Below are 26136 nucleotides of genomic sequence, written 5' to 3' on the forward strand. Positions count from 1 at the left end.
CGCAGGACTATGTCTATCTACCTCAACAAGGACTCCAAGGTCATCGTCCAGGGCATCACCGGCGGCGAAGGAACCAAGCACACCGCCCTCATGCTCAAGGCCGGCACCAACATCGTCGGTGGCGTCAACGCCCGCAAGGCAGGCACCACGGTGCTGCACGGCGACAAGGAAATCACCGTTTTCGGTACCGTCAAGGAAGCCATGGCGGAGACCGGCGCGGACGTCTCCATCGTCTTCGTTCCGCCGGCATTCACCAAGGCCGCGGTTGTTGAAGCCATCGAAGCCGGCATCGGCCTCGTTGTTGTCATCACCGAAGGCGTGCCGGTTCAGGACTCGGCCGAGTTCTGGGCACTCGCCCAGGCCACCGTCGACGCCGACGGCAAGCAGGTCACCCGCATCATCGGCCCGAACTGCCCCGGCATCATCACCCCCGGCGAGGCACTGGTCGGCATCACCCCGGCAAACATCACGGGCAAGGGCCCCATCGGCCTCGTGTCCAAGTCCGGTACCTTGACCTACCAGATGATGTACGAACTGCGCGACCTCGGCTTCTCCACGGCCATCGGCATCGGCGGCGACCCCATCATCGGCACCACCCACATCGACGCCCTGGCTGCGTTCGAAGCCGACCCCGAGACCAAGGCGATCGTCATGATCGGCGAGATCGGCGGCGACGCGGAAGAGCGCGCAGCCGACTTCATCAAGGCCAACGTCACCAAGCCGGTTGTCGGCTACGTGGCTGGCTTCACGGCTCCCGAGGGCAAGACCATGGGCCACGCAGGCGCCATCGTCTCCGGCTCCGCGGGTACCGCGCAGGCCAAGAAGGAAGCCCTCGAAGCCGCAGGCGTGAAGGTCGGCAAGACGCCGTCCGAGACCGCAAAGCTGCTCCGCGAGGTTTTCGCAGCCCTCTAGGGTCCGCACCCCAGGGGAGCACAACTAAAGCACGACGACGGCGCCCGCCACCTTCCAAGCGAAGGCGGCGGGCGCCGTCGTCGTGCTTTAAGGGATGTGCTTCTTGTGTCGATTCACTCCAATTTGTTAGTATGTCAGTACAAACTAGCAAAGGAGAACAAATGCCTCTCGTGCGTATTGATGTCAACCAGGGCCGCACTCCTGAGGAGCTCGGGGAATTGAGCCGTCGGATCCATGATGCGATCCTCGCCGAATATGGAATTCCCGAGCGTGACTACTTCCATATCGTGACCGAACATCCCCAGGGGCAGATCTTCGCGCAGGACGCGGGCCTCGGGTTCGAGCGGACCTCCGGAGTGGTCATGATCCAGATATTCACGCAAGGAGGCCGGAGCCGCGAAGCCAAGCAGTCCTTGTTTGCCGCGATCGCAGGCCAGCTCGGGGAGATCGGCATTGCAGGCGAAGACGTGTTCCTGGGGTATGTCGAGAACACGGCCGACGACTGGTCCTTCGGCTTCGGGCGCGCCCAGTACGTCACCGGTGAACTCGCCATTCCCGCCCGCTAGATTCCGCCTGTCGGCCGGGACTTTCAGCATGCTTTGCATATGGAATCCCGGCCATTACGTTTCGTTGTAAATATGTCAGTACAAACCTTTGACAGGACATGAATTCTGGTGCAAAGTAGAGCTTGTGGTCCCGCTCACGCGGGCCGGCAAAAGCACCGGAGCTCTCACCGTCCCGCAAGAGTTCACTAGAGAAAGGTCCGCGATCACCGTGACCCACGAACTGCTCACCATCGGGCGCATCAGCGTTGATATCTACCCGAATGACATCGGCGTCGGTTTGGAGGATGTGACGTCCTTCGGCAAGTACCTTGGCGGTTCGCCGTCGAACGTGGCTGTGGCCGCGGCACGGCACGGCCGGCGGGCCGGTGTGATCACCCGCACCGGGGATGATCCCTTCGGTGAATACCTGCACCGCGAACTGCGCAAGTTCAACGTCGATGACTCCTATGTCGCCCCGGTTGCCGGACTGCAAACGCCTGCTACGTTCTGCGCGATCCAGCCGCCGCATGATTTCCCCCTGTACTTCTACGGGCGTTTCCCGACGGCCCCGGACCTGCAGATCGCGGCCGGCGAGCTGGACCTGGACGCGATCCGCTCGGCTGGGATCTTTTGGTCCACGGTGACGGGTTTGTGCCAGGAGCCGTCCCGCAGCGCGCACCTTGCCGCACACGAGGCACGTCCCCGCACGGGCCTGTCCGAGGGCCAGTTCACCATCCTGGACCTGGATTACCGTCCGATGTTCTGGGCGTCGGAAGACGAAGCCCGTGAGCAGGTCGCGAAGGTCCTTCCGCATGTGACGGTCGCGATCGGCAATGACAAGGAATGCGCCGTTGCTGTGGGTGAGGGTACCCCGGATGAGCAGGCGGACCGTCTGCTGGCTGCCGGCGTGGAGATCGCCGTCGTGAAGCTTGGCCCGGAGGGCGTGATGGCGAAGACCCGCACCGAACGCGTTGTGTCCGCTCCGGTTCCCGTGGAGACCGTGAACGGCTTGGGTGCCGGTGATTCCTTCGGTGGCGCGTTCTGCCATGGCCTGCTCTCCGGCTGGCCGCTGGCCCAGGTTCTCGATTACGCCAACGCCGCCGGCGCGCTCGTCGCCTCGCGCCTTTCCTGCGCTGACGCGATGCCGACGCCGGAAGAAGTCACCTCGCTGCTGATCGAACGCGGCCGCCTGACCCCCGCTGATGCTGTTTCCGAAGGAGCAACCCGTTGAGCCTGAATGATGACCCCCGCCGTTACGAGCACCTCAGTGCGATCCGGCTCGAAGATCCCGACGCCGTGGCACGTGCGGCTGCCACGCGTCGCCGCCACCCGGGCCTGAAGTACGGGCAGCAGAACTTCATCGTCGCTGCGGACCACCCGGCCCGGGGGGCCCTGGCTGTGGGGTCCGATCCGACGGCGATGGCGGACCGCCTGGACCTGCTGGACCGTTTGCGGATCGCCTTGGCGAATCCTGCGGTTGATGGTGTCCTGGCTTCTCCGGACATCATGGACGACTTGCTGTTGCTGGGTGCCTTGGAGGGCAAGCTGGTGTTCGGTTCGATGAACCGTGGCGGCCTGGCCGGCCTGGTGAATGAGATTGATGACCGTTTCACGGGTCACACCGCTGACGCCCTCGAGGCTTTGGGTGCCGACGGCGGGAAGATGCTGACCCGGATCTGCCTGGGCGATCCGGACACGGCAAGCATCCTGGAGAACACGGCGAAGGCGGTGGATTCCCTTGCGGCGCGCAAGCTGATCGCGATGGTGGAGCCCTTCCTGTCCGTGCGTGAAGCCAATGGCAAGGTCCGTAATGATCTCTCGGCTGATGCCGTGATTAAGTCGGTTGCGATCGCCCAGGGCCTGGGTTCGACGAGCGCGTACACGTGGATGAAGCTGCCTGTGGTGGCCGAGATGGAACGTGTCATGGCGTCCACCACCCTGCCTACTGTGTTGTTGGGTGGAGACCCGGATGCCGGGCAGGACGAAGTGTTCGCTTCCTGGCAGGCAGCCCTGGCCCTTCCGGGTGTTCAGGGCCTGACCGTTGGGCGCACCCTGTTGTACCCGGCAGACGGTGACGTTGCCGGCGCGGTTGCCACGGCAGCCTCGCTGTTGAAGACCCCAGCGAAAGTATCGGAGTAGATACCATGAGCACGACGCGCAGGATGACCGTTGCCCAGGCGGTAGTGGAGTTCTTGTCCAAGCAGTACACGGTTGATTCGGTCAACGGTGTGGAGTTCCGGGAGCGCCTGATTCCGGGCATGTTCGGTATTTTCGGGCACGGGAACGTGGCTGGTGTGGGCCAGGCCCTCAAGCAGTACCAGTCCCAGGATCCGTCGGTGATGCCGTATTACCAGGGCCGCAACGAGCAGGCCCAGGTCCACCAGGCCGTGGGCTATGCCCGGCACACGCGGCGCCGGCAGACCTTCGCGATCAGTACCTCGATCGGTCCGGGGTCCTCGAACCTGTTGACGGGTGCGGCGTTGGCGACGACGAACCGGTTGCCGGTGTTGTTGCTGCCGAGCGATACCTTCGCGACGCGGGCGGCGGATCCGGTGTTGCAGCAGCTGGAGCAGCCCTACGCGTACGACGTGACGGTCAACGATGCGTTCCGTCCGCTCTCGAAGTTCTTTGACCGGGTGTCGCGTCCGGAACAGTTGTTTTCCGCGTTCCATCACGGCCTGCGGGTGCTCACGGACCCGGCCGAGACCGGTGCGGTGACGATCTCCCTGCCCCAGGACGTGCAGGCCGAGGCCCTGGACGTTCCCGAAGAGTTTTTGGCGGAGCGGGAGTGGCGGATCCGCCGCCCCGAACCCGAAGAGGCAGACATCGCCAGGGCCGTGGAGGCCATCCGGGCCGCGAAGCGGCCGTTGATCATCGCCGGCGGCGGCGTCCTGTACGCCTACGCCAACGACGAACTGGCCAGGTTCGCCGAGCTGACCGGGATCCCGGTGGGCAACACGCAGGCCGGCGTCGGTGTCCTGCCCTGGGACCACCAGCATTCCCTGGGCGCGATCGGGTCCACGGGCACGACGGCGGCGAACGCGATCGCCGCGGAAGCTGACCTGGTGATCGGGATCGGTACCCGGTACGAGGACTTCACCACCGCGTCCAGGACCGCGTTCCAGAACCCGGACGTGAAGTTCGTGAACATCAACGTCGCGCCGATCGATGCGTACAAGCACGGCACCGTGCTGCCGATCGTCGCGGACGCCCGTAAAGCGCTGGTCAAGCTCAATGCCGCGTTGGGCGGTTACCGGGTCGGGGCCGACCTGGCACAGGCCGTCGCCGCCGAGAAGCAGCGCTGGGACGCCACCGTGGACACCGCGTTCGACACCCGGTTCAGCCCGTTGCCGGCGCAGAACGAAATCATCGGCGCCACCAACCGGGCCATGGACGCCCAGGATGTGGTGATCTGCGCTGCGGGGTCGCTGCCCGGTGACTTGCACAAGATGTGGCGGGTCCGTGACCCGTTCGGCTACCACGTGGAATACGCGTACTCCTGCATGGGCTACGAGATCCCGGGCGGTCTGGGCGTGAAGCGCGCGGCCCTGGCCGAAGCCGCCCGCGGCGGCACGGACCGGGATGTCGTGGTGATGGTTGGGGACGGCTCGTACCTGATGATGCACACCGAACTGGTCACCGCCGTCGCTGAACGCATCAAGCTGATCGTGGTGCTCATCCAGAACCACGGCTACGCCTCCATCGGTTCGCTCTCCGAGTCGCTGGGTTCGCAGCGTTTCGGGACCCAGTACCGGGTCCTGGACACCGAGCAGCATTCCTTCGACGCCGGCGACCGGTTGCCGATCGATTTGGCCACGAACGCCGAGTCGTTGGGTGCGAAGGTCATCCGGATCGAACCGGGCGAGAAAGTCATCGCCGAACTCGAACAAGCCATCCGTGACGCGAAAGCCGCCCCCGAAGACACCGGCCCCATCGTGATCCACGTCGAGTCCGACCCGCTGCTGGACGCCCCGTCCTCCGAGTCCTGGTGGGACGTGCCCGTCTCCCAGGTCTCCGAGCTCGAATCCACCAAACAGGCCTTCCAGACCTACATCGACCACAAGTCCCGCCAACGCAAACTCCTCGGCTAAGAACCACCCCCCAACCAGGAAACGAACCCAGGAAGTCCCATGACGAACATCATCACGCATTTCATCAACGGTGTTGAAACGGCCGGTGCCGGCGATCGTAGCCAACCGGTGTACAACCCGGCTACCGGTGCCGTGACCGCGGAGCTGCGGTTGGCCAACCGGGAGGATCTTGACGCCACGGTTGCTGCGGCGAAGGCCGCGGCGGTGAAGTGGGGCGATTTTTCCTTGGCCAAGCGGACGGCGGTGTTGTTCAGGTTCCGTGAACTGGTCGCAGCGCACGTGGACGAGCTTGCCGGGTTGGTGACGGCCGAGCATGGCAAGGTCCTTTCGGATGCGAAGGGCGAGATCGGCCGCGGCCTGGAGGTCGTGGAGTTCGCGTGCGGTATTCCGCAGTTGCTCAAGGGCGAATACTCGGACCAGGTCTCCACCGGGATCGACGTGTTTTCCTTCCGTGAGCCGCTGGGTGTGGTCGCCGGGATCACGCCGTTCAATTTCCCGGTGATGGTGCCGTTGTGGATGGCGCCGATGGCGATCGCGACCGGGAACGCGTTCATCCTCAAGCCTTCCGAGCGCGACCCGTCGGCGTCGATGTTGCTGGCGAGGTTGTGGAAGCAGGCCGGGCTGCCTGACGGGGTGTTCCAGGTCCTGCACGGTGACAAGGAAACCGTGGACGGTTTGTTGACGCACCCGGACGTGGACGGCATCAGCTTTGTCGGGTCGACCCCGATCGCTAAGTATGTCCACGAGACCGCCACCCGGCACGGCAAAAGGGTCCAGGCGCTGGGCGGGGCGAAGAACCATGCGATCATCCTGCCCGACGCGGATTTGGACAACGCCGCGGACCACCTGGCTGCTGCCGCGTTCGGTTCGGCCGGGGAGCGGTGCATGGCGATCTCGGTTGCGGTCGCCGTCGGGGACGCCGTGGACCTGCTGGTCAAGAAGGTCGAGGAGCGCGCCCTGGCCGTGAAGGTAGACAACGGCACCGCGCCCGGGGCTGAAATGGGGCCGGTGATCACGCCGGCGTCCAAGGAACGCATCATGCGGATCGTCACCGAGGCCGAAGCCGCGGGTGCGGCGATGGTGGTGGATGGCCGCAACCTCGTGGTCCCGGGCCATGAGGACGGGTTCTGGGTCGGACCGACCGTGATCGACCACGTCACCACCGCGATGAGCGCGTACACCGAGGAAATCTTCGGACCCGTGCTCGTCGTCGTCCGCGTCGAGGACCTGGACGCGGGCATCACGCTGATCAACGCCAACCCCTACGGCAACGGCACGGCGATCTTCACCTCTTCCGGTGCTGCTGCCCGGAAGTTCCAGCGCTCCGTGACCGTGGGCATGGTCGGCATCAACGTGCCGCTGCCCGTGCCGGTGGCCTACCACTCGTTCGGCGGGTGGAAGAACTCCCTCTTCGGCGACAAGCACATCTACGGCCCCGAAGGCGTGTCCTTCTACACCCGCGGCAAAGTCATCACCTCCCGCTGGCCCGAAACCCACCACGCCTCCGGCGCCTCCTACAACTTCCCCTCCAACTAGCACCAGCTGGGTCACGTAAGGACACGCAATGACTGAAAACAAACTCACCATCGGAACCGCCCCGGACTCCTGGGGCGTCTGGTTCGCGGACGATCCGAAGCAGACTCCGTGGGAGCGCTTCCTGGATGAAGTTGCCGAGTCCGGCTACAAATGGATCGAACTGGGTCCGTATGGCTACCTGCCGAACGATCCCGCCCGCCTCGCGGAGGAACTCAAGCAGCGCGACTTGAAGGTCACAGCCGGAACGGTCTTCACCGCGTTCCACCGGGGTGCCGGCCAATACGAAGAGGCTTGGGAGCCTGCACGCAAGGTAGCCGAATTGACGGCAGCCATGGGCGGCGAGCACATCGTTGTCATCCCCGCGATGTGGCGGGACGACGTCACGGGCGAAGCCGTGGAAAGCGGCGAACTATCGCAGGAACAGTGGAGCGATCTGTTCGCCGGCCACAACCGCATGGGCAAAGTCCTCCTGGAAGACTTCGGCCTGAAGCAGCAGTTCCACTCCCATGCAGACTCGCACGTCGGAGCCCAGCAGGATATCGAGCACCTGCTGGCCGAGACTGATCCGCAATACCTGAACCTCTGCCTGGACACCGGACACGCCGAGTACTGCGGCGCTTCCAGCCTTGAACTCATCAAGAACTACCCGGACCGCATCGGGTACCTCCACCTCAAGCAGATCAACCCGGATGTCCTCAAGAAGGTCAACGAGGAAAACATGACCTGGGCAGCGGCCAACCTGGCCGGCGTCATGACCGAGCCGCCGAACGGCCTCCCGGACCTGCGCGCCGTCATTGAAGCAGTGGAAGGCCTCAACCGCCCCATCTTTGGAATCGTCGAGCAGGACATGTACCCGGTGGCCTTCGACGTACCCATGCCCATCGCCAAGCGCACCCGCAACTACCTGCTTTCGTGCGGCTCCCGCACTACCGTGCAGTAGTAGCCAGCAGTAACAACTAGACCAAAGGACAGAAAATTGACTGACATCCTCCGCGTGGCCGTCATCGGCGCAGGCCGCATGGGCGCAGACCACATCAAGCGGCTCAGTACCCGCATCCACGGCGCCGAAGTGGCCGCCGTCGTCGACGTCGACATTGCCCGCGCGCAGGCCGCCATCGAGGGAATCGACGGCGCTGTGGCTCTCGCGAGCGCTGACGAAGCCCTCAACAACGGCGACGTCAACGCCGTCCTGATCGCCACCCCGGGATTCCTGCACGAGGACATCCTCTACAAGGCACTCGAGAAGGACTTCCCGATCCTGTGCGAAAAGCCTCTCACCCCGGACGCGGAAAGCTCCTGGAAGGTTGTCCAGGCTGAAACCGCCCTCGGCCACAAGCGCATCCAGGTCGGTTTCATGCGCCGCTTCGACGCAGAATACGCCGCCTTGGGCTCCGTGATCCGCAACGCCGAACTCGGCGAACTGCTGATGTTGCACCACCAGCACCGCAACCCGAGCACTCCCGAAGGTTTCACCAACGAGATGCTCATCAACGACTCCGTCGTCCACGAATTCGACGCCATCCGCTTCTTCACCGGTGAAGAGATCACGTCCGTCCAGGTGCGCCTGGGCAAGGCGACGCGCAACGCCCCCAAGGGCCAGCACGATCCCCAGCACGTCCTGATCGAAACCGAATCCGGTGTCCTGGCCGACGTCGAAATCTACGTCAACGCGAAGTTCGGCTACGAAGTGGCCACGCAGGCGTCCTTCGAGGACGGCATCGTGAGCATCGGCGGCGACGGCGGTCCTTACGTTCGCAGCGCCGGGCGCTGGGGCGGCCAGGTCACGCCCGGCTTCGAGGAGCGCTTCGGTGCGGCGTACGACGTCGAGGTCCAGGCATGGGTGGACGCAGCCCGTCGTGGCGAGATCGGCGGCCCGACCGCTTGGGACGGCTACGCCACCGCTGCTTGCTGCGAGGCCGGCGTCAAGGCCCAGAAGTCCGGCGAGAAGGTCGTCGTGCACCTCAACGAGAAGCCCGATCTGTACCAGTAGGACCCGCTTGGTGTGAACCGGGTGGCCGGCCGGTTGTTGCGGCCGGCCACCCGTTTTTGCACCCGCATCCTTCGTAAGACCGTTGACCCCACAAAGGAGTGACCATGAAGATTGCCCTTGATCCCACCCCGTTCCACCACAGCCACAGCCTGCTCGAATTTCCACGGCTCGCGGCTGATCTTGGCTACAAGTACCTGCAGATGACCCCGCACGCGGACCTCATCCCGTTCTTCAACCACCCGAAGGCCGATGACGAGCTGGTGGGCAAGCTGAAGGCGGCCTGCAAGGACGCCGGCGTCGAAATCGCTTCGGTGCTGCCCGTGCTGCGCTGGTCCGGTCCGGACGAGGACGCACGCGAAGCCGCAGTGCGTTACTGGAAGCGTGCCATCCAGATCACGGTGGACCTTGGCGTGCAGACGATGAACACCGAATTCAGCGGCCGGCCGGAGAAAGCCGAGGAGTCCGAACGGGCGTTCTACCGTTCCATGGAAGAGCTCGTTCCGATCATTGAGCGCGAAGGCCTGGACGTGCTTATCGATCCGCACCCGGACGACTTCGTGGAGGACGGCCTTGCTGCCTTGCGCGTGATCCGCGGAGTGAACTCGCCGAACATCGGCATGGTGTACGTTGCTTCGCATACCTTCCACATGGGCAACAAGCCGTTGGAAATCATGCGCGCGGCGGGGGACAAGCTGCGCCTGGTCCACGTGTCCGACACCATGAATCACCACGCCTCCCACGGGCTGCGTTACATCACCAACCCGCCGGGCAACGCCGTGCGGGTCCACCAGCACCTCAAGATCGGCGACGGCGACGTCAACTGGGATGAGTTCTTCGGTGGCCTGAAGGAAATCGGCTTCCTTGACAAGGAGAACACCGTCATGGTTTCGAGCGTCTTCGCCGAGGACGAGAACGCAGAAGAGGTCTCCCGCTACCAGCTGGAGACGATGGGGAAGTTCATCGCCAACGCCTGACCTTCCTCCCGAGTTTGTGTACAGGTGGCACCCCTTAAGAACGCTCTTAAGGGGTGTTTTCTGTACACAAACTCGGGGTGCTGGCGGCTCTTACCTCACCGCTGTGGTCACCAGCAGCAGGGAGTTGATGAGGGCAACGACGACGAAGAGGAACAAAAGGCGAGCGTTGGACGCATCGAATGTCTTTTTTGCCGCCGCAACATATATGCCTGCTGCCGATGTTCCAAGAAGGACTCGGACCCAAGCTTGCCCCAGGGCGTCCAATGCTGCCGGTTCGTGTAACAGTCCCATGGCGTAGACAGTGAGCATGAAGGGTATTTGGCCTAGAAGAACCCAGAACCAACTGTCCCTCAATGTTGGTTTGCTGCCTTTGATGAGGCCTTTATAAACGAGCCGCAGTACTACAGCCTGCAGAAATGATGCCAGGATACTGAAGATATTCACGCCACAGGCGAGAAGAATCCTGAGCGTTGACTCCTCGGAGAACAGGCTGCTTTCTCCAGCCTCCGCAGCAATCCGATCGATGCCCGGTTGTGCGGCGACCAACGCAGCAGTGGCGTACCAAAGCAGCAGGAGGACGATCCAGACGGCGCCGATTTTCTTCACCGGTTGGGTTGTTGGCTGCTCTGACGCCTGGAGGTTTGCCGAGTTCATGTCTACCTTTCTGCAAGTTCTGTGGCACCTTTCTGGGCTTCTAGAGCCTAAGGCGAGACATCGCTCATAGGTGGAGGTTCACCTGAATTTGAGTGCTGATCGGCGCCAAATTGAGTGGACAGCCACCACGACATTGAGTGTTCCGCTTGGTTTTGCGTGACATCTTCCACGAAACAAACGTAAAAACATACTAATGTCAGGACAAAGTATTGACTTCCGTGATCCTTATCACCATGATCTGTGTAGAGGGCCTCAAGCACCTGCAGAGTGGCAGGGCAGGACCCTTATCGAAGGAGATAAAACGTGAAGAAGTTTTCCTGGCGGAACGCGGCCCTCGTGGCGGCTGTCGTTCCGATGATTGCTCTCAGCGCTTGTTCCGCCCAAGGAGGGAAGGCGCCTGACAACGCCAGTGCTGGTGGTGCAGGCCAAGCCGCAAGTACTCCGCGCATGAAGGTCGCCCTGATCACCCACGCCGCGGCCGGTGACACCTTCTGGGACATCGTCCGCAAGGGGGCCGAGGAGGCGTCCTCGAAGGACAACGTCGACCTGCTCTACACGAGCGACCCGGAAGCAGGCCGCCAGGCCCAGCTCGTGCAGCAGGCAATTGACCAGAAAGTTGACGGAATCGCCGTCACCCTTGCCACTCCGGACGCACTCAAGGATGTCCTGAAGAAGGCCGAGGATGCCGGCATCCCGGTGGTGAGCCTGAACGCGGGCGAGGACGTCTCGGCGCAGCTCGGGGCTTTCACGCACTTCGGCTCGAATGAGAAGCTTGCCGGTGAGGCCGTTGGAACCAAGCTCGCGGCGCAGGGTTTCAAGCACCCGATTTGCGTCATCCAGCAGCAGGGCCACGTCGGCCTTGAGGCACGGTGTGCAGGCGTCAAGGCGAAGGTCCCCGGGACCGAGGTCCTTTACGTGAACGGCCAGGACATGACTTCGGTCCAGTCCACCGCGACGGCCAAGCTGCAGGCATCCAAGGACGCCGACGTCATCATCGGCCTCGGTGCGCCGATCACCTTGACCCTCCTGAAGTCGGTCGCTGACGCCAGCAGCTCCGCCAAGGTTGCCAGCTTCGACCTGAACGCGGACCTCGCCCAGAAGATCGTTGACGGTTCCGTGCTATTCACCGTGGATCAGCAGCCGTGGCTGCAGGGCTACATGTCCGTTGATGCCCTCTGGCAGGCAAAGCGCGGCGGCTTCAAGCTCGGTGGCGGCCAGCCGGTCCTGACCGGTCCGACCATCGTTGACAAGTCCAACGCCTCCGACGTCCTCAAGTTCGCCCAGCAGGGCGTCCGCTAGATCCAGGAATCCGGCTGCGCGGCGGACGACCGCCGCGCAGCCTGAGCAACAAGGAGTTCTTGCTATGGCAAACACAGCAACCCTGCCGCCGGCGCCGGCTTCCGCTGCCGGCGATGAGCGGATCGGCAGGCGTAGTCCGGTCCAGAAGTTCCTGGCGAGGCCCGAGGTCGGGGCGCTCGTCGGGGCGGTTGTCCTGTTCATTTTCTTCGCTTCGGTGTCCCAGACGTTCACGCAGCCGAACGCTTTGGCGACGGTCCTGTACGGGTCTTCGACGATCGGGATCATGGCGGTGGGGGTGTCGCTGTTGATGATCGGCGGGGAATTCGACCTCTCCACGGGTGTGGCGGTGATTTCCTCGGCCCTGACGGCGTCCCTGTTCAGCTGGTATTTCTCGATGAACGCGTGGGTCGGCGTCGCGTTGGCGCTGGTGGTTTCGCTGGGGATCGGGTTCATCAACGGGTGGATCCTGGTCAAGACGAAGCTGCCGTCCTTCATCGTGACGCTGGCGACGTTCCTGATGCTCACGGGGTTGAACCTGGCCTTGACCCGCCTGATCGGCGGCAGCGTGTCTTCGCCCTCGATCTCGAAGCTGGACGGGTTTGATTCGGCCCACGCGGTGTTTGCTTCCTCGGTGAGCATTGGCGGGGTCGAGGTGAAGATCACCGTGTTTTTCTGGATCGTGCTGGTCCTGATCGCGTCGTGGGTGTTGCTGCGCACGAAGGTGGGGAACTGGATTTTCGCCGTGGGCGGGGACGCGAACGCTGCCCGTGCGGTGGGTGTGCCTGTGACCAGGACGAAGATCGGTTTGTTCATGGCGGTGGGGTTCTGCGGCTGGATCCTGGGCATGCACAACCTGTTCGCGTTCGACGCGGTGCAGTCCGGTGAGGGCGTGGGCAATGAGTTCTTGTACATCATTGCCGCGGTGATCGGCGGGTGCCTGCTGACCGGCGGGTACGGTTCGGCCGTGGGCGGTGCGATCGGTGCGTTCATTTTCGGGATGGCGAACAAGGGCATCGTGTATGCGCAGTGGAACCCGGACTGGTTCAAGTTCTTCCTGGGCCTGATGCTGCTGCTGGCCACCATCGTGAACCTGATCGTCAAACGCCGCGCGGAACTGAAGTAGAAAGGCCCGCAAGAGAAATGAACGCGAAACAGATCGACCAGCAGACCCTGCTGAAGGATGAAACCGACCCGCTCACGCATACCCCGGTGCACCTGCTTTCCCTGGAGAAAGTCGGCAAGCATTACGGGAACATCATCGCGCTGCGGGATGTGACCATGGCGGTGGACAACGGCCGGGTGACCTGCGTGCTGGGGGACAACGGTGCGGGCAAGTCCACGCTGATCAAGATCATCGCCGGGCTGCACCAGCACGACGAAGGCACCCTGCACGTGATGGGCGACGTGCGGAAGTTCAACTCGCCCCGCGATGCCCTCGATGCCGGGATCGCGACCGTGTATCAGGATTTGGCCGTGGTGCCGTTGATGCCGATCTGGCGCAACTTCTTCCTCGGCTCGGAACTGACCACCGGGTTCGGGCCGTTCAAGTCCATGGACGTGCAGCGGATGAAGGAGATCACGAAGAAGGAACTGGCGGACATGGGCATCGACCTGCGCGATGTCGAACAACCCATCGGCCAGCTCTCCGGCGGTGAGCGCCAGTGCGTGGCGATCGCGAGGGCCGTGTACTTCGGCGCGAAGGTGCTGATCCTGGACGAACCGACCGCCGCGCTGGGAGTCAAGCAGTCCGGCGTCGTGCTCCGGTACATCCTGCAGGCCCGCGACCGCGGCCTGGGAGTCATCTTCATCACCCACAACCCGCACCACGCGTTCCCGGTCGGGGACCGGTTCCTGCTGCTCAAACGCGGCAAGTCCATCGGGTACTACGACAAGAAAGACATCACCCTGGACGAGTTGACGGCCCAGATGGCCGGCGGCGCCGAACTGGCCGAACTCGCCCACGAACTCGAACAACTCGGCGGCCACACCCAGGCCCTCAAAGAAGTCCAAGCCGAAGTCGCCGAAGTCACCGACACCAAACCCGAGGGCGCACCTCGGCACGCATAGTCCGCACGGAAACCAGTCCGCACGGAAACGGGGGCCCGCCGCAGGCCTGCATTGTCCAGGTCCGGCGCGGCCCCCGCTCGTGTGCACAGAGCACGCGTAACGGGCTCGTTTGTAGCAAGCACTAACTAGAAAGTTGTCAATTGATGGTCGTTCCCTCCCTTCCAGCATCCCGAGTGCCGGATTCCCATGACGCTCCCGCCTTGCGATGGGGAATCATGGGGCCGGGATGGATCGCCGAACGCTTCACCGAATCGGTGCAGGCACATTCGCGCCAGGTGATTGCCGCCGTCGGGTCCCGTTCCCTGACGCGGTCCAAAGCGTTCGCGGACGCTTTCGGCGTACCGGCCGCTTACGGGAGTTACGAAGAGCTGGCTGCCAATCCGGACATCGACATCGTGTACGTTTGCACGCCCCATAACTTCCACCACCAGGCCGCCATGCTCGCGCTCAAGGCCGGCAAGCACGTCCTGATCGAGAAGCCGATCGGGCTCAACGCGGCCCAGGCGCGCGACATCGCCGAACGGGCCGAGGCGGCGGGGGTATTCGCCGCGGAGGCCATGTGGAGCTTCTTCCTGCCGAAGTTCGATGTGATCAGGCAAGTGCTCGACGCCGGGACGCTGGGTACCGTCACGACGGTCACCGCCGAATACGGCGAGTATTTCGACCGCAGCCACCGCATCTTCGATCCCGGGCTGGCGGGTGGCCCGTTGCTGGACCTGGGCACGTATCCTTTGGCGCTCATCACCGAGGTCCTGGGCGCGCCCGAATACGTGCATGCCTTGGGCCAGCCGCACGAATCCGGCGTGAATGCCCAACTGTCGGCCATCATGGCTTTCCCCGGCGGCAGCCAAGCCGTGGTGAACACGAATGTGCACAATTTCACCCCGACGGCGGCGACCATCGTCGGTTCCGAAGCCACCCTGACCATCGACGGGCCGTTCAACATGCCCGGCGGGTTCGAAATCCGGTGGCCGGATGGCACGCGTTTGCGCTATTCGGAGGAACCCGGCAGCCAAGTGGATGGCCTCCACTACGAAGCGGCCGCGGTCGCCCGCGCTATCGCCGACGGGAAGAGGGAAATCCCGCAGCGGACCTTGGCATCGTCAATCCGGACGTTGGACGTTGCCGACGAAATACGCCGCCAGGTGGGCATCGCCTTCTAGGCCGCTAATGGATCAAAAGTCTTTTCAACACAAGGAGGTAAAGCAATGAAGGAAGTCATTCTCGGATTGGTGGGCGTGGGGCGAATCGGCGTGATGCATGCCAACAACATCGCCGCCGCTAACGCGGAATTGAACGCCCGTGGTATTAGCGTCAATTTGCGGCTGACCGACGTGGCCGAGGAACATGCGCGCTCGGTTGCAGCCGGTCTCGGCGCCGAATTCCTGCCATCGGTGGAAGCCTTGATCGCTTCGGGCATCGACGGATTGGTCATCGCGACGGGGACGGCCACCCACCCGGAGCTGATCCGTGCCGGCGTGGATGCGGGCATTCCGGTCTTTTGCGAGAAGCCCGTCGCCATGAATGTTGCCGACTCGCTTCCCGTTTTGGAACATGTCCAGTCCAAGAACGGCGTAGTGCAGATCGGCCACCAGCGCCGCTTCGACGCCGGCTACCTCGAGGCGAAGCGCGCCTACCATGCCGGCGAGCTTGGCTGGATCCACTCGCTGCGCGCCGTGACGTGCGACATGACTCCGCCGCCGGTTGAGTTCCTTGCGACGTCGGGCGGCCTTTTCCGTGACTGCTCTGTTCATGATTTCGACATCCTGCGCTGGCTGACCGGCCGCGAAATTGTGGAGGTCTACGCGAAGGGTTCCAACAATGGAGACCCCGCGATCGGTGAAGTGGGCGACGTCGACACTGCCTTGGCCGTGGTCACGTTCGACGACGGAACGGTCGGCACGGTTTCGGCGTCACGCTACAACGGCGCCGGGCACGACGTCCGCCTCGAAATCCAGGGCTCCAGGAACTCCCTCACCGTGGGACTGGACAACAAGACCGCCATGGAATCCGCCGAAGCCGGGGTCGAGTTTCCCAATGGCGAATCGCACAAGACCTTCGCGGAACGCTTCGACCAGGCCTACCGTTCGGAGATGGCCGCGTTCGTTGAGCTGATCCTTGGCTTGCGTGAGAACCCCTGCACTCCGGAAGACGCCGTCGCGGCCTCCCGCGTAGCCGACGCCGCGCAAGAGTCCCTCGCGAGCGGACTGGTGGTGAAGGTAGCCTTCGCCACGGCCTAACGGCCGAGTTTGTGTACAGCTGACCCCCTTTAAGAGCGCTCTTAAAGGGGGTCAGCTGTACACAAACTCCGACGGCGGGAGGCGGCTCGGGTAGGGAGCCGCCTAAGCGCCGAACGGCAGGCGGGGGTCGATTGCCTGGGCGTCCCAGCTCTGCCGCACCCAGCCGTGGTGGGGGTCGTCGCTGATGAGCCACTCACGCACGGGGCCGGGGCCGGCCATGACGTTGAGGTAGTAGAGGTCGTAACCCGGCGCTGCCATCGCGGGGCCGTGCCAGCCATAGGGGACCAGGACGACGTCGCCCGTGCGGACTTCGGCGGCGACATCGATCGGGCGCTCGTCGGAAGCGTACACGCGCTGGTAGCCGATGGCGTCGGCGTCGGAAGGTGCGCCGGGGGCGTCGGCAACCCGCGTCTCGAAGTAGTAGATTTCCTCGAGTTGCGTTTCGCCGTCCTTCTCCTCGTCGTGCTTGTGCGGGGGATAGGAAGACCAGTTACCGGCGGGAGTGAGCACTTCGCACACAATGAACCGGTCCGCCTCAAGGGCCGCGGGGGTGCCGAAGTTGTGGACCTGGCGGGAGCAATTGCCCGCGCCGCGCAACTCGACCGGGGTCTCCGCGGCGGTCACGAGCCGGGTGGGGTACGAAGCCTTGGCGGGTGCCGTCGCGACGGCGACCCGGCCGCCGTCGGGCGAGCTGATGGTGACCGACTTGCCCACGCCGCTGTACAGGACGTCGCTCGGCCCGTGGAAGACGGACTGCCGGCCGGCAAGCTGGTGCTTGACGCCGTCGACCTCTACCGTGAAGGCGCCGTTCAGCGGAACGACGATCCGTTCTTCATTAGCGGCGGGGAGTTCGACGGCGGTGCCCGCGGCGAGCGTCGCGACCTTCAGGCCCGTGTGGGCCCAGCCGTCCACGGCAAGCGCCGAATCGGAGGTTCCAAGGGAGATGTCCCAATCGCCATCATTGGCGGTTCCAAGAGGATAGACCCAGTTGGCCATGAAGTTGTGTCCTTGCCTTAGCGCTGTACGAGTGTCATTTCAAAGCTGTAAGAGTCGCCGCGGTAGACGTGGTGACCGGTTTCCACCATGCGTCCGGTGTCGTCGACGGCGGTGCGCTCCATGGTGACCAACGCCGAACCTACCTCCGCCTCGAGCAGCGGAGCTTGGTAATCGTTGGCGATCATCGCGCCGATCCGCTGCGTCGCGAGGCGGAAGTTCACGCCGCCGCGGCGCAGGATGGCGTAGAGGCCTTCGGACGCGAGCATGGCTTCGTCCATGGTGGCGATATCGTCCCGGACCCAGTTCTCCATGAGCGCCAGCGGCTTGCCGCCCACTTTGCGGAGCCGCGTGAAGTGGTAGACCTTGGAACCGGCCGGCAACTGCAGGGCGGTCAGGGTGGCGGGGTCGGCTTCGGTGTGCGCGAAGCTGAGGACTTGGGTGGTGGGTTTCTTCCCGTTGTTGGTGAGGTCGTCGTAGAGGCTGGAGAGCTCCAGGGGCCGGCGGACCTGGCTGGACACCACCTGGGTGCCCACGCCGCGCTTGCGCACCAGGAGCCCCGAGCGGACGAGTTCGTCCATGGCTTTGCGCATGGTGGGGCGGGACAGGTTGAGTTGGGCGGCGAGGTCGATCTCGTTGTCCAAGCGGCTGCCCGGCTCCAGCACGCCGCTATGGATGGCGGCCTCGATGCCCTGGACCACCTGGTGGTACAAGGGCACAGGGGAAGAACGGTCGATATTGAGGCCAAGTTGATTCGCCATTGCATGCTCCCTCGCGTGCCGGGACTGTCCCGGATGTCGCAGGCATGTCCGTCTATGTTTGCTTGATAGGACATACTGCTTAACTGATCATAGCAGCAGGCCACGCGGGGTCAAGGGATCGCAAGGGAGGGTGTTTTGGCACTGTCTTGGCACTCTCTCGGTGCCGGCAGGATGTCCGGACAACAGCCCTTATGGGTTTACCGTTCGGACCGTCGGGTGCGGCGGCGATGCGTTACGAGCGCGACGGCGGCCAGCAGCGCGCCCAGGCCCTCCGCCACCGCGCTGACGGATTTCCCGAAAAACCAAACAGGCTCATACATGGACGGAATCGGTCCAATGGCTGGTATATCGACGTACCTGTAAAGAACGACGGCCACAAAGGCACTGCCGGCGACAAGAAGTGCCGCCGCGAACGCCGGACGGCTCCCGCGCACCAGGACATACAGGGCCACAAGCACCGCCACGACGGCCTCGAGGTGGAACAGGTTGCCTTGCCCGATACCTCCTGGGGCAGCCAGTTGATACCCCGGCGCAAGCTGCCAATGCACAGCTGCATCCACCGCCAGGGCCGCCGCGACCAAAATCCGCAACACGACGTTCAGCGTGGTGCTCCGGGTACGGCCACGGGGCCGAAAACCACCGGCAGCCATCTCGTGCGTCCTCATTTGACTACCAGCGTTCCGTGCATATTCGAGTGGTAAGTGCAATGGTACGGATAGCTGCCCGGAGTGCTGGGAGCCGTGAATTCCGCGGTTCCGCCCCCGCCGTCCACGGCGGCGTTGAAGGATTTGCCGTCGTCGGACGTCACCGTGTGGGCCTGGGCGTCGAGGTCCTTCACGCTGATCTTAGCGCCGGGACTGACCGAGACGGGCCCTTGGTAGCCGAAGTCCTTGATGGTGATCGTGTCCGGTTGCGTTGCGGACGCCGCGCTCGACGACGACTCGCTAGATGACGGGGCGCCGGGCGGTGGCGTGCCCTGGCCGCCCGAGGTGCCGCAGCCGGCAAGTGCAATCATGGCGGCCGCCGAAGCAATGACCGCCATGGCCTTGGGAGATTTCATGTCAGCCCTTCCCGATGCATCGATCACGTGGCCGCGGTCCGAGATTGCCCGCCACTCTTCATGAGACGTTTCCGCGGGCGTCGCGGTTCACTGGCGAAGGCAAAAGGCAGGCTTACCCTGATGGAATGAGTCCGTCCGGAGCATTGTCCCCCAGTCCGCGAACGCTCGAAGTCGGGAGCCTCGCACATTTCGACCGGCTGCTGGCCGCGGGTGCCATGACGATGCACGGTTGGCATGCCCAATCATTGGACCTCCGCGGACGAAGCGCCGATCTGGATCGGATGGATCCGCAAGGCGCCATTTTCCTGGGCTGCACCTTTGACGAAGGAATGGAAGACTCCTTGCGCAGCCGTGGAGCCCTCATCTTCCCCAAGCTGCAGGGCGTTCCCTTCAACCCTTACCGGGGACGGCTGTACAGCGCAGCGGAACTGTACGAGGACATCGGCGCCACGGAATACGAGTCCACGCTGGACGCCAAGGTCTACCACTGGAGCATCCTGCCAGGGCAACGAACCAGCCTCGACGCGACACTCGCTGCGGCGTTGCACGACCATGCGATCGGCGACGCGCTTGACGACCTGCTCGGCAACGGTGATTTCGCCGGCCATAAAATCGTCGGAGTCATGGGCGGCCATGCCGCGCAGCGCGGCACCCGGGAGTTCGACGACGCAGCCCACCTCGGGCGGCTCCTGGCCCTCGCCGGATACACCGTCGCTACAGGCGGCGGCCCCGGTGCCATGGAAGCGGCCAACCTGGGCGCCTATTTGAGCCGGATGCCCGACGTCGACTTCACCGCCGCGTTGCTGTCCCTCGCGGCGGTGCCTGGTTTCCGTCCCTCGGTGACGGCTTGGGCGCGGGCCGCGGCCTCCGTCGTCGGGACGTATCCGAACGGGGCGACGTCGCTCGGAATCCCGACGTGGTTCTACGGCCACGAGCCACCCAACCTCTTCGCCACCCACATCGCGAAATACTTCGCCAACTCCATGCGCGAAGCGATCCTTCTTGAACTATGCAGCGGCGGAATCGTGTTCCTCCCCGGCTCGGCGGGAACCGTGCAGGAGATCTTCCAGGACGCGTGCGAGAACTTCTACGGCGCACCGGAAACCGTGACGCCGATGGTGCTCGTCGGACGCGACCATTGGGAGCGTGTGTATCCCGCGTGGCCAATGCTGCGAAGCCTGGCGCAGGGAAAGGCAATGGAAGACCGGATCTTCCTCGTGGACACGGTGGAGGAAGCTCTGGCCGTGGTTGCGCGCTAGCTAGCGGCCCGGGGGAGCATGTCCAGTGGTCGCAAGGACCAGTGGACATAGTGGGTTTATGTCCACTGGCCAAGCTAAACGCTGAGCATGCTCCCCCGGGGGCGGGGTTAGTGGGCGGCGTTGTGGGCGGGGACGGTGTCGCCGATCTTTTCCTGGATCCAATCGTGGAAAGCGCCGATGTGGTGCTCGCTGGGGACCAGGACGCCACCGTTCGCGTAGACGCGTGAGCCCATGGCCGGTTGGCAGCGCTCGCAGGCGTCGAAGTCTTGCTGGTTGACGCGGTGGAACAGTTCCACAGAGGCGCTCACGTCCTTGCCGGATTCCACCACGCTGGGCAGGTACAGCCAATCGCATTCCACGATGGTGTGGTCCGCGGCGAGGGGGAACATGCGGTGGATGATCACGTGGTCCGGGACGAGGTTCACGAACACGGTGGGTTTGATGGTGATCGCGTAGTAGCGACGGTCCTGGTCTTCGGCGACGCCAGGAATGACGTCCAGGCCTTCGGAGCCGTCCACCGTGAAGCCCTTGATGTCTTCGCCGAATTCAGCACCGTGGCCCACGAAGTATTGGGCGGCGAGCCCGTCGGCGAATTCGGGAAGTACCTCGGTCAATTCGGGGTGGATGGTGGCGCAGTGGTAGCACTCCATGAAGTTCTCGATGATGAGCTTCCAGTTGGCCTTCACGTCGTACTTGATGCGCCGTCCCAGGGAGAGGTTGGCGACGTCGTAACCGTCGATCGCGTGCACGTCGCCGAGGCGTTCTTCAATGGCGCCCATGACGTCCTCTTCGAAGGAAGGCGGTTCCTCGGCGAGGCAGACCCAGACATAACCGAGGTATTCGCGGATGTGGACCTTGGCCAGGCCGTATTCGTCGCGGTCGATGTCCGGCATTTTGGTCAGGTTGGGCGCTGCGATGAGCTTGCCCTCGAAGTCATAGGTCCAAGCGTGGTACGGGCACTGGAACGAGCGGGCGGCTTCGCCTTGTTCTTCCATGCACAACTTCACGCCCCGGTGGCGGCAGATGTTGTAGAACGCGCGGATGGCTCCCTTGCGGGTGCGGGAAATCAACACCGATTCCCGGCCGACCTGCACGGTCCGCCATGCTCCGGCCTTGTCCAGGTCCGCCGAACGGATCGCACAGAACCACATCTGCTCGAAAATGCGTTCCTGCTCGGCCCGGAACACGGCCTCGTCTACGTAGGTGGATCCCGGCAGCGTGGGAATCAAGCTCGGGGCGGTGACTTCAGCGGTCAATGTTCCTCCTCAGAACAAAAGGGTGGTACGGACGTGGCCTTCACGCCCGCGGGTCTTGGAATGGAAAGCGGACTTAGTGCCCGACGGCGGCAAGTCCGGCGGGCTCTTGCGCTTGGGCGGGCGCGGGGAGACTGCGCCGCCTCTTGGTGAAGAGCCTTGGTTGGTTCATGCCCAGTACCGCGACGGGCGTTTCCCCCCGGTAGTAGACGGCAAGAAAGCTGTGTTCCTGCGGATCGCCGGCTTCGATCTCGAGGCGGTCGTGGCCGCTCGAATGGCCGGCGAACTGGATCTTGACGCCGTGTTGGTCGGACCAGAAGTAGGGCGGCTTCGTCGGCTGCTGCGGCGCGTCCTCGTTCAGTAGCGCCTGGACAGCGAGGGCGGCGCGTTCCAAAGCGCCGGTCCAATGTTCAATGCGGCGGGGACGTCCGACGGCGTCGTCGAACCATGCGGCGCAATCGCCTACGGCGACGATGCCGGGAACGTTCGTGCGGCCCATCCCGTCGCAAACCACCCCGCCGTCGAGGTGCACCCCCGAGCCCTCGAGCCATTCGACGTTGGGTTCGGCGCCGATGCCCACCACAACGACGTCGGCATCCAGTTCGCGGCCGTCCGACATTACCAGCCCGGTCACCTTGCCTTCGTTCCGGTGGACTTCCGTGATGGCAGCGCCGGAAAGCAGCTCCACGCCGTTCGCAGCGTGGAGGTTCGCGACGACCTTGCCCATCTCCTCGCCCAATTGGGCCGTAAAGGGGACAGTGGAATTGTTGATCATGGTGACCTTCATTCCGCGCGATGCCGCCGAGGATGCGACCTCCGCACCGACGAAGCCGGCTCCGATGACCGCGAGGCGGGCGCCTGGAACCATGTGCCCGGCGAGTGCTTGGGCGTCGGCCAAAGTGCGCAGCGTGAAGGCGTTGCCTAGTCCTGCGAGCTCCGGAAGTTGCCGGGCGCGCGCACCGGTGGCGATGAGAATGCCATCGGCGCTGATGCTTTGTCCGTCGTTGAGGCGGATGGTGCGGGTGGCGGCGTCCAGTCCTGTGGCTTCCTGGCCGAGGAGCCATTCGGCGTTGAGTCCGTCGTCGTCGGTCTCCAGGAAGAGATCGTCGGAGGTGATGGTGCCAAGAAGGAAATCTTTTGACAGCGGGGGCCGGTCGTACGGGCGGTGGCATTCATCGCCAATGATGATTAGCCGCCCGGTGAAGCCTTGAGCGCGGGCCGCGCGGGCTGCCGATAGTCCGGCGAGCGAGGCTCCCACGATCGCGAGCGTCTGCATAAAACCACTCTTTTCAAATCGCTTGATACGCAACAAGAGTCGCGATATGCAACAGCGTGACCTATCGCACTGCCAGTGTCAAGGGGGGATCGAGCAATGGAAAAGCCCTTGACAAGCGGTGTGAGCTAGAGCACTCTGTTGCTTAGCGCGAATCGTGTTGATCCATGCGAAACATACTTCCAAGAGTGTTCTCCGGTGTTCTTCCGATCCATTCCGCCAATACCATTCCCTTACTAAAAAGAGGTGCATGATGCATAAGGCCTGCCCGCTCAGTGAACTTGCTCCCGGGGAGGCGCTACGGCTTGACACAGCTCCGCCCATCGCCGTCTTCCACACCGAAGAAGGCGAACTGTTCGCCATCGATGACACCTGTACCCACCAGGACGCCTCCCTTGCCGACGGCTACGTTGAGGACTGCTGGGTGGAATGCCCGCTCCACGCGTCGAGGTTCGACCTGCGCAGCGGATCCGTGGACGCCCCGCCGGCCAAACTGCCGGTCCGCGTCCATGAAGTCAAGGTTGTCGATGGCGACATCATGGTCGTCGAGTCCAACGAAGTCCCCAACCTTCCGCCGGGACTCACTCCGCAAGGCCATGTTTGAGCGTTCCGCGCAATAATCAACAAAGGGCCCCATTTGACAATCAGCAGTGCCGGCCTTGTCCACCGGTCGCCAATGGCGGCGGCTGTCCGTGGGTCTGGGAAACGGCGCCCGGGTGCCGTCAGCGGTCTGCGCTGAAACCAGAAGGGAACAATTCTCAATGATCCATCCGACTAGGACGACGGACTCCGTCGGCACCTCCATATCAAAAGAGACCAGCTCCAGGTTCAAACGCCGTTTCATGGTGCGGCTTGTCGCCGTCTTCATCGGCGGAATGTTCCTCGACGGTTACATCCTCGGAATCATCGGCCCCGTCACCGGACTCATGCGGTCAGATCTCAAGCTCGACGCACTGTCTCTGGGCATGATTGCTGCGGGCCCGCTGGTTGGCATCTTCCTCGGCTCCCCGCTGGCCGGCTGGGCTGCTGACAAGTTCGGGCGCAAGCCCATGTTCCTCGTGGACATGGGTCTGTTCCTGGTCGCCTCAGCGGCCCAGTTTTTCGTAACCTCCGGAGACGGGGCCGTGATCCAACTGGCCATCATCCGGTTCTTCATGGGCGTCGCTATCGGCGGCGAGTACTCAATCGGTGGGCCGTTGCTATCAGAGTTCTCCCCTCCAAAGCTCCGGGGCCGGTTGCTCGGGCTGACTCTGATCGCCTGGTACGTCGGTTTCATGATGGCATTCATCATCGGCACGCTCCTGCACGACGCCGGTACCCCATGGCGCCTCGTAATCGGCACGAGCACGATACTCGCATTCGTCCTGTTCCTCGCCCGCTTTGGCCTCCCCGAATCGCCGAGCTGGCTCATTACGAAGGGACGGCGTGAGGAAGCCCTAGCAATCGCACGCAGATACGTCGAATCGCCCCAGATGCACAACAGCATCACCGAAGAGATCGATCTCAGAATGATCCAGGAGGCCCAAGCCGCGCAGAGCAGCACCAAAATCAAGGGCGCCTCTTTCGGAATGCTGTTCACGAGGCAGTACTGGCGCACCACCCTCTTCACCTCAGGTTTTTGGTTCTGCGCGGTCACTCCATACTTCGCCATCGCGACGTTCGCCGACGACGTGCTCAACAAATTCGGCTTCGGCGGCGGCTGGGCCGGTGGAGTCGGCCTGTCCGCACTTGCGACCGCGGGCGTTGTCACCACCGTACTTCTAATTGACAAGATCGGCCGCCGAATCCTCACCGTGCCCGGGCAGTGGCTCTGCGCAGGCATCCTGCTGATCATCGGAGTCTGGGCGAACGCGCCAGCGATCCTCGTGCTCGCCCTGTTCCTCGCCTTCTCCTTCTTCAATGCCGGCTACACCACGATGACCCAGGTCTATCCGGCCGAGGTGTTCCCCGGCCACCTGCGCGGCATCGGCACGGGCTTCGCCGCCGCCTTCAGCCGCATCGGAGCCGCACTCGGCACCTTCGCCCTGCCATGGGCGATCAGCAACATCGGCATGGGCCCGAGCATGGTCGTGGCCGCCGCCGTCGCATTACTCGGCGCGGTCCTCTCGCAATGGCTCGCGCCTGAGACGAAGGGGCGCACCCTCGCCGAGATCTCATCAAACTTCTCCCACTGACACCGGAAAGTGACTTCGAGTCAGAGCTAATGCCCTCAGGCGGATCATTGTCAGTTGGCAAAGTGGCCCCGTTCCCCGCCGGGAACGGGGTCACTGACGTCTGTAGCCCATTTTCTCGCTGATCATGATGCCGGCCTCACAGAGGCCTTTGACCAATTCGGGATCGTCTTCGGGCTTGAACCGGAAGGCCGGGCCCGAGATGCTCACGGCCCCGATGACCTCGCCCATGTGGTTATAGATGGGGGCCGCCGCTGCCGTCAGTCCAATTTCGAGCTCATCATGGACAATTGAGTACCCGTTCCGGGAGACCTCCAGGAGTTGCGCCTCCAACACCGCCCGGTCCGTGACAGTGCGCGACGTCCGGGGACCCAGGCCCACCTCTTTGAAAATCCGGTCCCTTTCCTCCACCCTGAGCGCTGCCAGCATGACCTTCCCGCTTGAGGTGGCATGCAGGGGAGTGAGGCCTCCCACCCAGTCGTAGGTGGCCAGCGTGGACGGTCCCATGGCTTGATCGACGTTGACGGCGTAATTCGAGCGCAGGACCGCCAGGTTGACGGTCTCTTTGTACGTGTCAGCCAAGCTCTCGAGGACGGTCCTGGCCTCGTGGACCAAGCTGAGCCGTCCGGGCACGGAGCTCGCCAGCCTCAGAATCCCGAAACCGAGCTGGTATTTTCCGCGCTCGGTGTTTTGGCGCACGATTTCCCTGTTCACGAGCGAACCTATCAGCCTGAACACGGTGGACTTATGGACGCCCATCTCTTCCGCGATTTCGCTGACGCCGGCATCGCCTTGCCGGGCCAGGATCTCCAGAATCTGCAGGGCGCGGTCTACCGACTGGACGCCGCCGCCCGGTCCGTCAGAGTCCTTTTCAGTTTCCGTTTCCTTGCCTCCGGCCGCCATCGCGCCTCATGCCTTTCCGGTTGGAAATCACAAATCCTACCCAACGAGGCAACGCTAGCAGAGTCCGGAGACGACGAGAGGCACCCCGGTGGGGTGCCTCTGGCTGGCGGATTTCCAGGCGGTGGCCGCCCGGAAATCCTGGAGCAGCGGCGCGG

General features: G+C 63.6%; 25 protein-coding genes. 17 read left to right on the top strand and 8 right to left on the bottom strand.

What is annotated here, in order from left to right; all coding sequences use genetic code 11:
• The first annotated feature begins 9 nt into the window (after positions 1 to 9).
• The 9 genes from sucD (at position 10) to ABCW42_RS04755 (ending at position 10048) form a co-directional block, all read left to right on the top strand.
• The gene (sucD, locus tag ABCW42_RS04715; RefSeq protein WP_133203188.1) at positions 10 to 912 is read left to right on the top strand and encodes a succinate--CoA ligase subunit alpha; all 903 of its coding nucleotides are present in this window, start codon (positions 10 to 12) and stop codon (positions 910 to 912) included.
• Positions 913 to 1073: 161 nt separating this feature from the next.
• Positions 1074 to 1478, top strand: coding sequence for a tautomerase family protein (locus ABCW42_RS04720; protein ID WP_133203187.1), 405 nt, complete (start codon positions 1074 to 1076; stop codon positions 1476 to 1478).
• Between the two features lie 208 nt (positions 1479 to 1686).
• Entirely contained in the window at positions 1687 to 2688 is a 1002-nt protein-coding gene (gene iolC / locus ABCW42_RS04725; RefSeq protein ID WP_423183768.1) for a 5-dehydro-2-deoxygluconokinase, read from the top strand.
• A complete protein-coding gene (locus tag ABCW42_RS04730; RefSeq protein ID WP_423183769.1) occupies positions 2685 to 3596 on the top strand; it encodes a Cgl0159 family (beta/alpha)8-fold protein in 912 nt (303 codons plus the stop codon). The genes iolC and ABCW42_RS04730 overlap by 4 nt, the downstream gene beginning before the upstream one ends.
• Before the next feature lie 23 nt (positions 3597 to 3619).
• Entirely contained in the window at positions 3620 to 5548 is a 1929-nt protein-coding gene (gene iolD / locus ABCW42_RS04735) for a 3D-(3,5/4)-trihydroxycyclohexane-1,2-dione acylhydrolase (decyclizing) (protein ID WP_423184800.1), read from the top strand.
• A 39-nt stretch (positions 5549 to 5587) separates the two neighbouring features.
• Complete coding sequence (locus ABCW42_RS04740) at positions 5588 to 7084, top strand: CoA-acylating methylmalonate-semialdehyde dehydrogenase (RefSeq protein ID WP_423183770.1); 1497 nt, start codon at positions 5588 to 5590, stop codon at positions 7082 to 7084.
• 28 nt (positions 7085 to 7112) lie between these two features.
• Positions 7113 to 8024: a sugar phosphate isomerase/epimerase family protein gene (locus ABCW42_RS04745; RefSeq protein ID WP_423183771.1), complete on the top strand. Its 912-nt coding sequence runs from the start codon at positions 7113 to 7115 to the stop codon at positions 8022 to 8024.
• 36 nt (positions 8025 to 8060) lie between these two features.
• A complete protein-coding gene (locus ABCW42_RS04750; protein WP_423183772.1) occupies positions 8061 to 9074 on the top strand; it encodes a Gfo/Idh/MocA family protein in 1014 nt (337 codons plus the stop codon).
• A 104-nt stretch (positions 9075 to 9178) separates the two neighbouring features.
• A complete protein-coding gene (locus ABCW42_RS04755; RefSeq protein WP_423183773.1) occupies positions 9179 to 10048 on the top strand; it encodes a sugar phosphate isomerase/epimerase family protein in 870 nt (289 codons plus the stop codon).
• Between the two features lie 90 nt (positions 10049 to 10138).
• Here the strand turns inward: ABCW42_RS04755 and ABCW42_RS04760 are convergent, their stop codons facing one another.
• A complete protein-coding gene (locus ABCW42_RS04760) occupies positions 10139 to 10702 on the bottom strand; it encodes a hypothetical protein (RefSeq protein WP_423183774.1) in 564 nt (187 codons plus the stop codon).
• Between the two features lie 303 nt (positions 10703 to 11005).
• On the opposite strand from ABCW42_RS04760, the gene ABCW42_RS04765 reads away from it, so the two are divergent.
• From ABCW42_RS04765 to ABCW42_RS04785, 5 genes are all read left to right on the top strand, one after another.
• On the top strand, positions 11006 to 12001 hold the full coding sequence (locus ABCW42_RS04765; protein ID WP_423183775.1) for a substrate-binding domain-containing protein: 996 nt from the start codon (positions 11006 to 11008) through the stop codon (positions 11999 to 12001).
• Between the two features lie 64 nt (positions 12002 to 12065).
• Positions 12066 to 13124, top strand: a complete 1059-nt coding sequence (locus ABCW42_RS04770) for an ABC transporter permease (protein ID WP_423183776.1) — start codon at positions 12066 to 12068, stop codon at positions 13122 to 13124.
• A 17-nt stretch (positions 13125 to 13141) separates the two neighbouring features.
• Complete coding sequence (locus ABCW42_RS04775) at positions 13142 to 14068, top strand: ATP-binding cassette domain-containing protein (protein ID WP_423183777.1); 927 nt, start codon at positions 13142 to 13144, stop codon at positions 14066 to 14068.
• A gap of 173 nt (positions 14069 to 14241) precedes the next feature.
• A complete protein-coding gene (locus ABCW42_RS04780; protein WP_423183778.1) occupies positions 14242 to 15231 on the top strand; it encodes a Gfo/Idh/MocA family protein in 990 nt (329 codons plus the stop codon).
• Positions 15232 to 15276: 45 nt separating this feature from the next.
• Positions 15277 to 16308, top strand: a complete 1032-nt coding sequence (locus tag ABCW42_RS04785) for a Gfo/Idh/MocA family oxidoreductase (RefSeq protein ID WP_423183779.1) — start codon at positions 15277 to 15279, stop codon at positions 16306 to 16308.
• A 102-nt stretch (positions 16309 to 16410) separates the two neighbouring features.
• Here the strand turns inward: ABCW42_RS04785 and iolB are convergent, their stop codons facing one another.
• From iolB to ABCW42_RS04805, 4 genes are all read right to left on the bottom strand, one after another.
• Positions 16411 to 17304, bottom strand: coding sequence for a 5-deoxy-glucuronate isomerase (gene iolB, locus ABCW42_RS04790; protein WP_423183780.1), 894 nt, complete (start codon positions 17302 to 17304; stop codon positions 16411 to 16413).
• 17 nt (positions 17305 to 17321) lie between these two features.
• Positions 17322 to 18062, bottom strand: a complete 741-nt coding sequence (locus ABCW42_RS04795) for a GntR family transcriptional regulator (RefSeq protein ID WP_423183781.1) — start codon at positions 18060 to 18062, stop codon at positions 17322 to 17324.
• A gap of 197 nt (positions 18063 to 18259) precedes the next feature.
• A complete protein-coding gene (locus ABCW42_RS04800) occupies positions 18260 to 18727 on the bottom strand; it encodes a hypothetical protein (protein WP_423183782.1) in 468 nt (155 codons plus the stop codon).
• Positions 18724 to 19122, bottom strand: coding sequence for a cupredoxin domain-containing protein (locus ABCW42_RS04805; RefSeq protein ID WP_423183783.1), 399 nt, complete (start codon positions 19120 to 19122; stop codon positions 18724 to 18726). The genes ABCW42_RS04800 and ABCW42_RS04805 overlap by 4 nt, the downstream gene beginning before the upstream one ends.
• 125 nt (positions 19123 to 19247) lie before the next feature.
• Here ABCW42_RS04805 and ABCW42_RS04810 point away from each other — a divergent pair, with 125 nt between their 5' ends.
• The gene (locus ABCW42_RS04810; protein WP_423183784.1) at positions 19248 to 20381 is read left to right on the top strand and encodes an LOG family protein; all 1134 of its coding nucleotides are present in this window, start codon (positions 19248 to 19250) and stop codon (positions 20379 to 20381) included.
• Between the two features lie 107 nt (positions 20382 to 20488).
• Here the strand turns inward: ABCW42_RS04810 and ABCW42_RS04815 are convergent, their stop codons facing one another.
• Both ABCW42_RS04815 and ABCW42_RS04820 read right to left on the bottom strand, forming a co-directional pair.
• A complete protein-coding gene (locus ABCW42_RS04815; RefSeq protein ID WP_423183785.1) occupies positions 20489 to 21637 on the bottom strand; it encodes an aromatic ring-hydroxylating oxygenase subunit alpha in 1149 nt (382 codons plus the stop codon).
• Positions 21638 to 21710: 73 nt separating this feature from the next.
• The gene (locus tag ABCW42_RS04820) at positions 21711 to 22910 is read right to left on the bottom strand and encodes an NAD(P)/FAD-dependent oxidoreductase (RefSeq protein ID WP_423183786.1); all 1200 of its coding nucleotides are present in this window, start codon (positions 22908 to 22910) and stop codon (positions 21711 to 21713) included.
• A 250-nt stretch (positions 22911 to 23160) separates the two neighbouring features.
• Between ABCW42_RS04820 and ABCW42_RS04825 the strand changes: the two genes are divergently transcribed.
• A complete protein-coding gene (locus ABCW42_RS04825; protein ID WP_423184801.1) occupies positions 23161 to 23511 on the top strand; it encodes a bifunctional 3-phenylpropionate/cinnamic acid dioxygenase ferredoxin subunit in 351 nt (116 codons plus the stop codon).
• Positions 23512 to 23668: 157 nt separating this feature from the next.
• Positions 23669 to 25081 (top strand): MFS transporter, encoded by a 1413-nt coding sequence (locus ABCW42_RS04830; RefSeq protein ID WP_423183787.1) that lies wholly within the window; start codon positions 23669 to 23671, stop codon positions 25079 to 25081.
• A 90-nt stretch (positions 25082 to 25171) separates the two neighbouring features.
• Here the strand turns inward: ABCW42_RS04830 and ABCW42_RS04835 are convergent, their stop codons facing one another.
• Positions 25172 to 25981: an IclR family transcriptional regulator gene (locus tag ABCW42_RS04835; protein ID WP_423183788.1), complete on the bottom strand. Its 810-nt coding sequence runs from the start codon at positions 25979 to 25981 to the stop codon at positions 25172 to 25174.
• Between the last annotated feature and the right edge of the window lie 155 nt (positions 25982 to 26136).

The sequence above is a fragment of the Arthrobacter sp. NyZ413 genome (assembly GCF_049390645.1).
Lineage (GTDB): Bacteria > Actinomycetota > Actinomycetes > Actinomycetales > Micrococcaceae > Arthrobacter.

Excerpts from the sequence above, each read along its gene's own strand:
- sucD (WP_133203188.1), top strand. The coding sequence starts at position 10 with ATGTCTATCTACCTCAACAAGGACTCCAAGGTCATCGTCCAGGGCATC.
- ABCW42_RS04720 (WP_133203187.1), top strand. The coding sequence starts at position 1,074 with ATGCCTCTCGTGCGTATTGATGTCAACCAGGGCCGCACTCCTGAGGAG.
- iolD (WP_423184800.1), top strand. The coding sequence starts at position 3,620 with ATGACCGTTGCCCAGGCGGTAGTGGAGTTCTTGTCCAAGCAGTACACG.
- ABCW42_RS04740 (WP_423183770.1), top strand. The coding sequence starts at position 5,588 with ATGACGAACATCATCACGCATTTCATCAACGGTGTTGAAACGGCCGGT.
- ABCW42_RS04745 (WP_423183771.1), top strand. The coding sequence starts at position 7,113 with ATGACTGAAAACAAACTCACCATCGGAACCGCCCCGGACTCCTGGGGC.
- ABCW42_RS04755 (WP_423183773.1), top strand. The coding sequence starts at position 9,179 with ATGAAGATTGCCCTTGATCCCACCCCGTTCCACCACAGCCACAGCCTG.
- ABCW42_RS04760 (WP_423183774.1), bottom strand. The coding sequence starts at position 10,702 with ATGAACTCGGCAAACCTCCAGGCGTCAGAGCAGCCAACAACCCAACCG.
- ABCW42_RS04770 (WP_423183776.1), top strand. The coding sequence starts at position 12,066 with ATGGCAAACACAGCAACCCTGCCGCCGGCGCCGGCTTCCGCTGCCGGC.
- ABCW42_RS04775 (WP_423183777.1), top strand. The coding sequence starts at position 13,142 with ATGAACGCGAAACAGATCGACCAGCAGACCCTGCTGAAGGATGAAACC.
- ABCW42_RS04785 (WP_423183779.1), top strand. The coding sequence starts at position 15,277 with ATGAAGGAAGTCATTCTCGGATTGGTGGGCGTGGGGCGAATCGGCGTG.
- iolB (WP_423183780.1), bottom strand. The coding sequence starts at position 17,304 with ATGGCCAACTGGGTCTATCCTCTTGGAACCGCCAATGATGGCGATTGG.
- ABCW42_RS04795 (WP_423183781.1), bottom strand. The coding sequence starts at position 18,062 with ATGGCGAATCAACTTGGCCTCAATATCGACCGTTCTTCCCCTGTGCCC.
- ABCW42_RS04800 (WP_423183782.1), bottom strand. The coding sequence starts at position 18,727 with ATGAGGACGCACGAGATGGCTGCCGGTGGTTTTCGGCCCCGTGGCCGT.
- ABCW42_RS04805 (WP_423183783.1), bottom strand. The coding sequence starts at position 19,122 with ATGAAATCTCCCAAGGCCATGGCGGTCATTGCTTCGGCGGCCGCCATG.
- ABCW42_RS04810 (WP_423183784.1), top strand. The coding sequence starts at position 19,248 with ATGAGTCCGTCCGGAGCATTGTCCCCCAGTCCGCGAACGCTCGAAGTC.
- ABCW42_RS04820 (WP_423183786.1), bottom strand. The coding sequence starts at position 22,910 with ATGCAGACGCTCGCGATCGTGGGAGCCTCGCTCGCCGGACTATCGGCA.
- ABCW42_RS04825 (WP_423184801.1), top strand. The coding sequence starts at position 23,161 with ATGCATAAGGCCTGCCCGCTCAGTGAACTTGCTCCCGGGGAGGCGCTA.
- ABCW42_RS04830 (WP_423183787.1), top strand. The coding sequence starts at position 23,669 with ATGATCCATCCGACTAGGACGACGGACTCCGTCGGCACCTCCATATCA.
- ABCW42_RS04835 (WP_423183788.1), bottom strand. The coding sequence starts at position 25,981 with ATGGCGGCCGGAGGCAAGGAAACGGAAACTGAAAAGGACTCTGACGGA.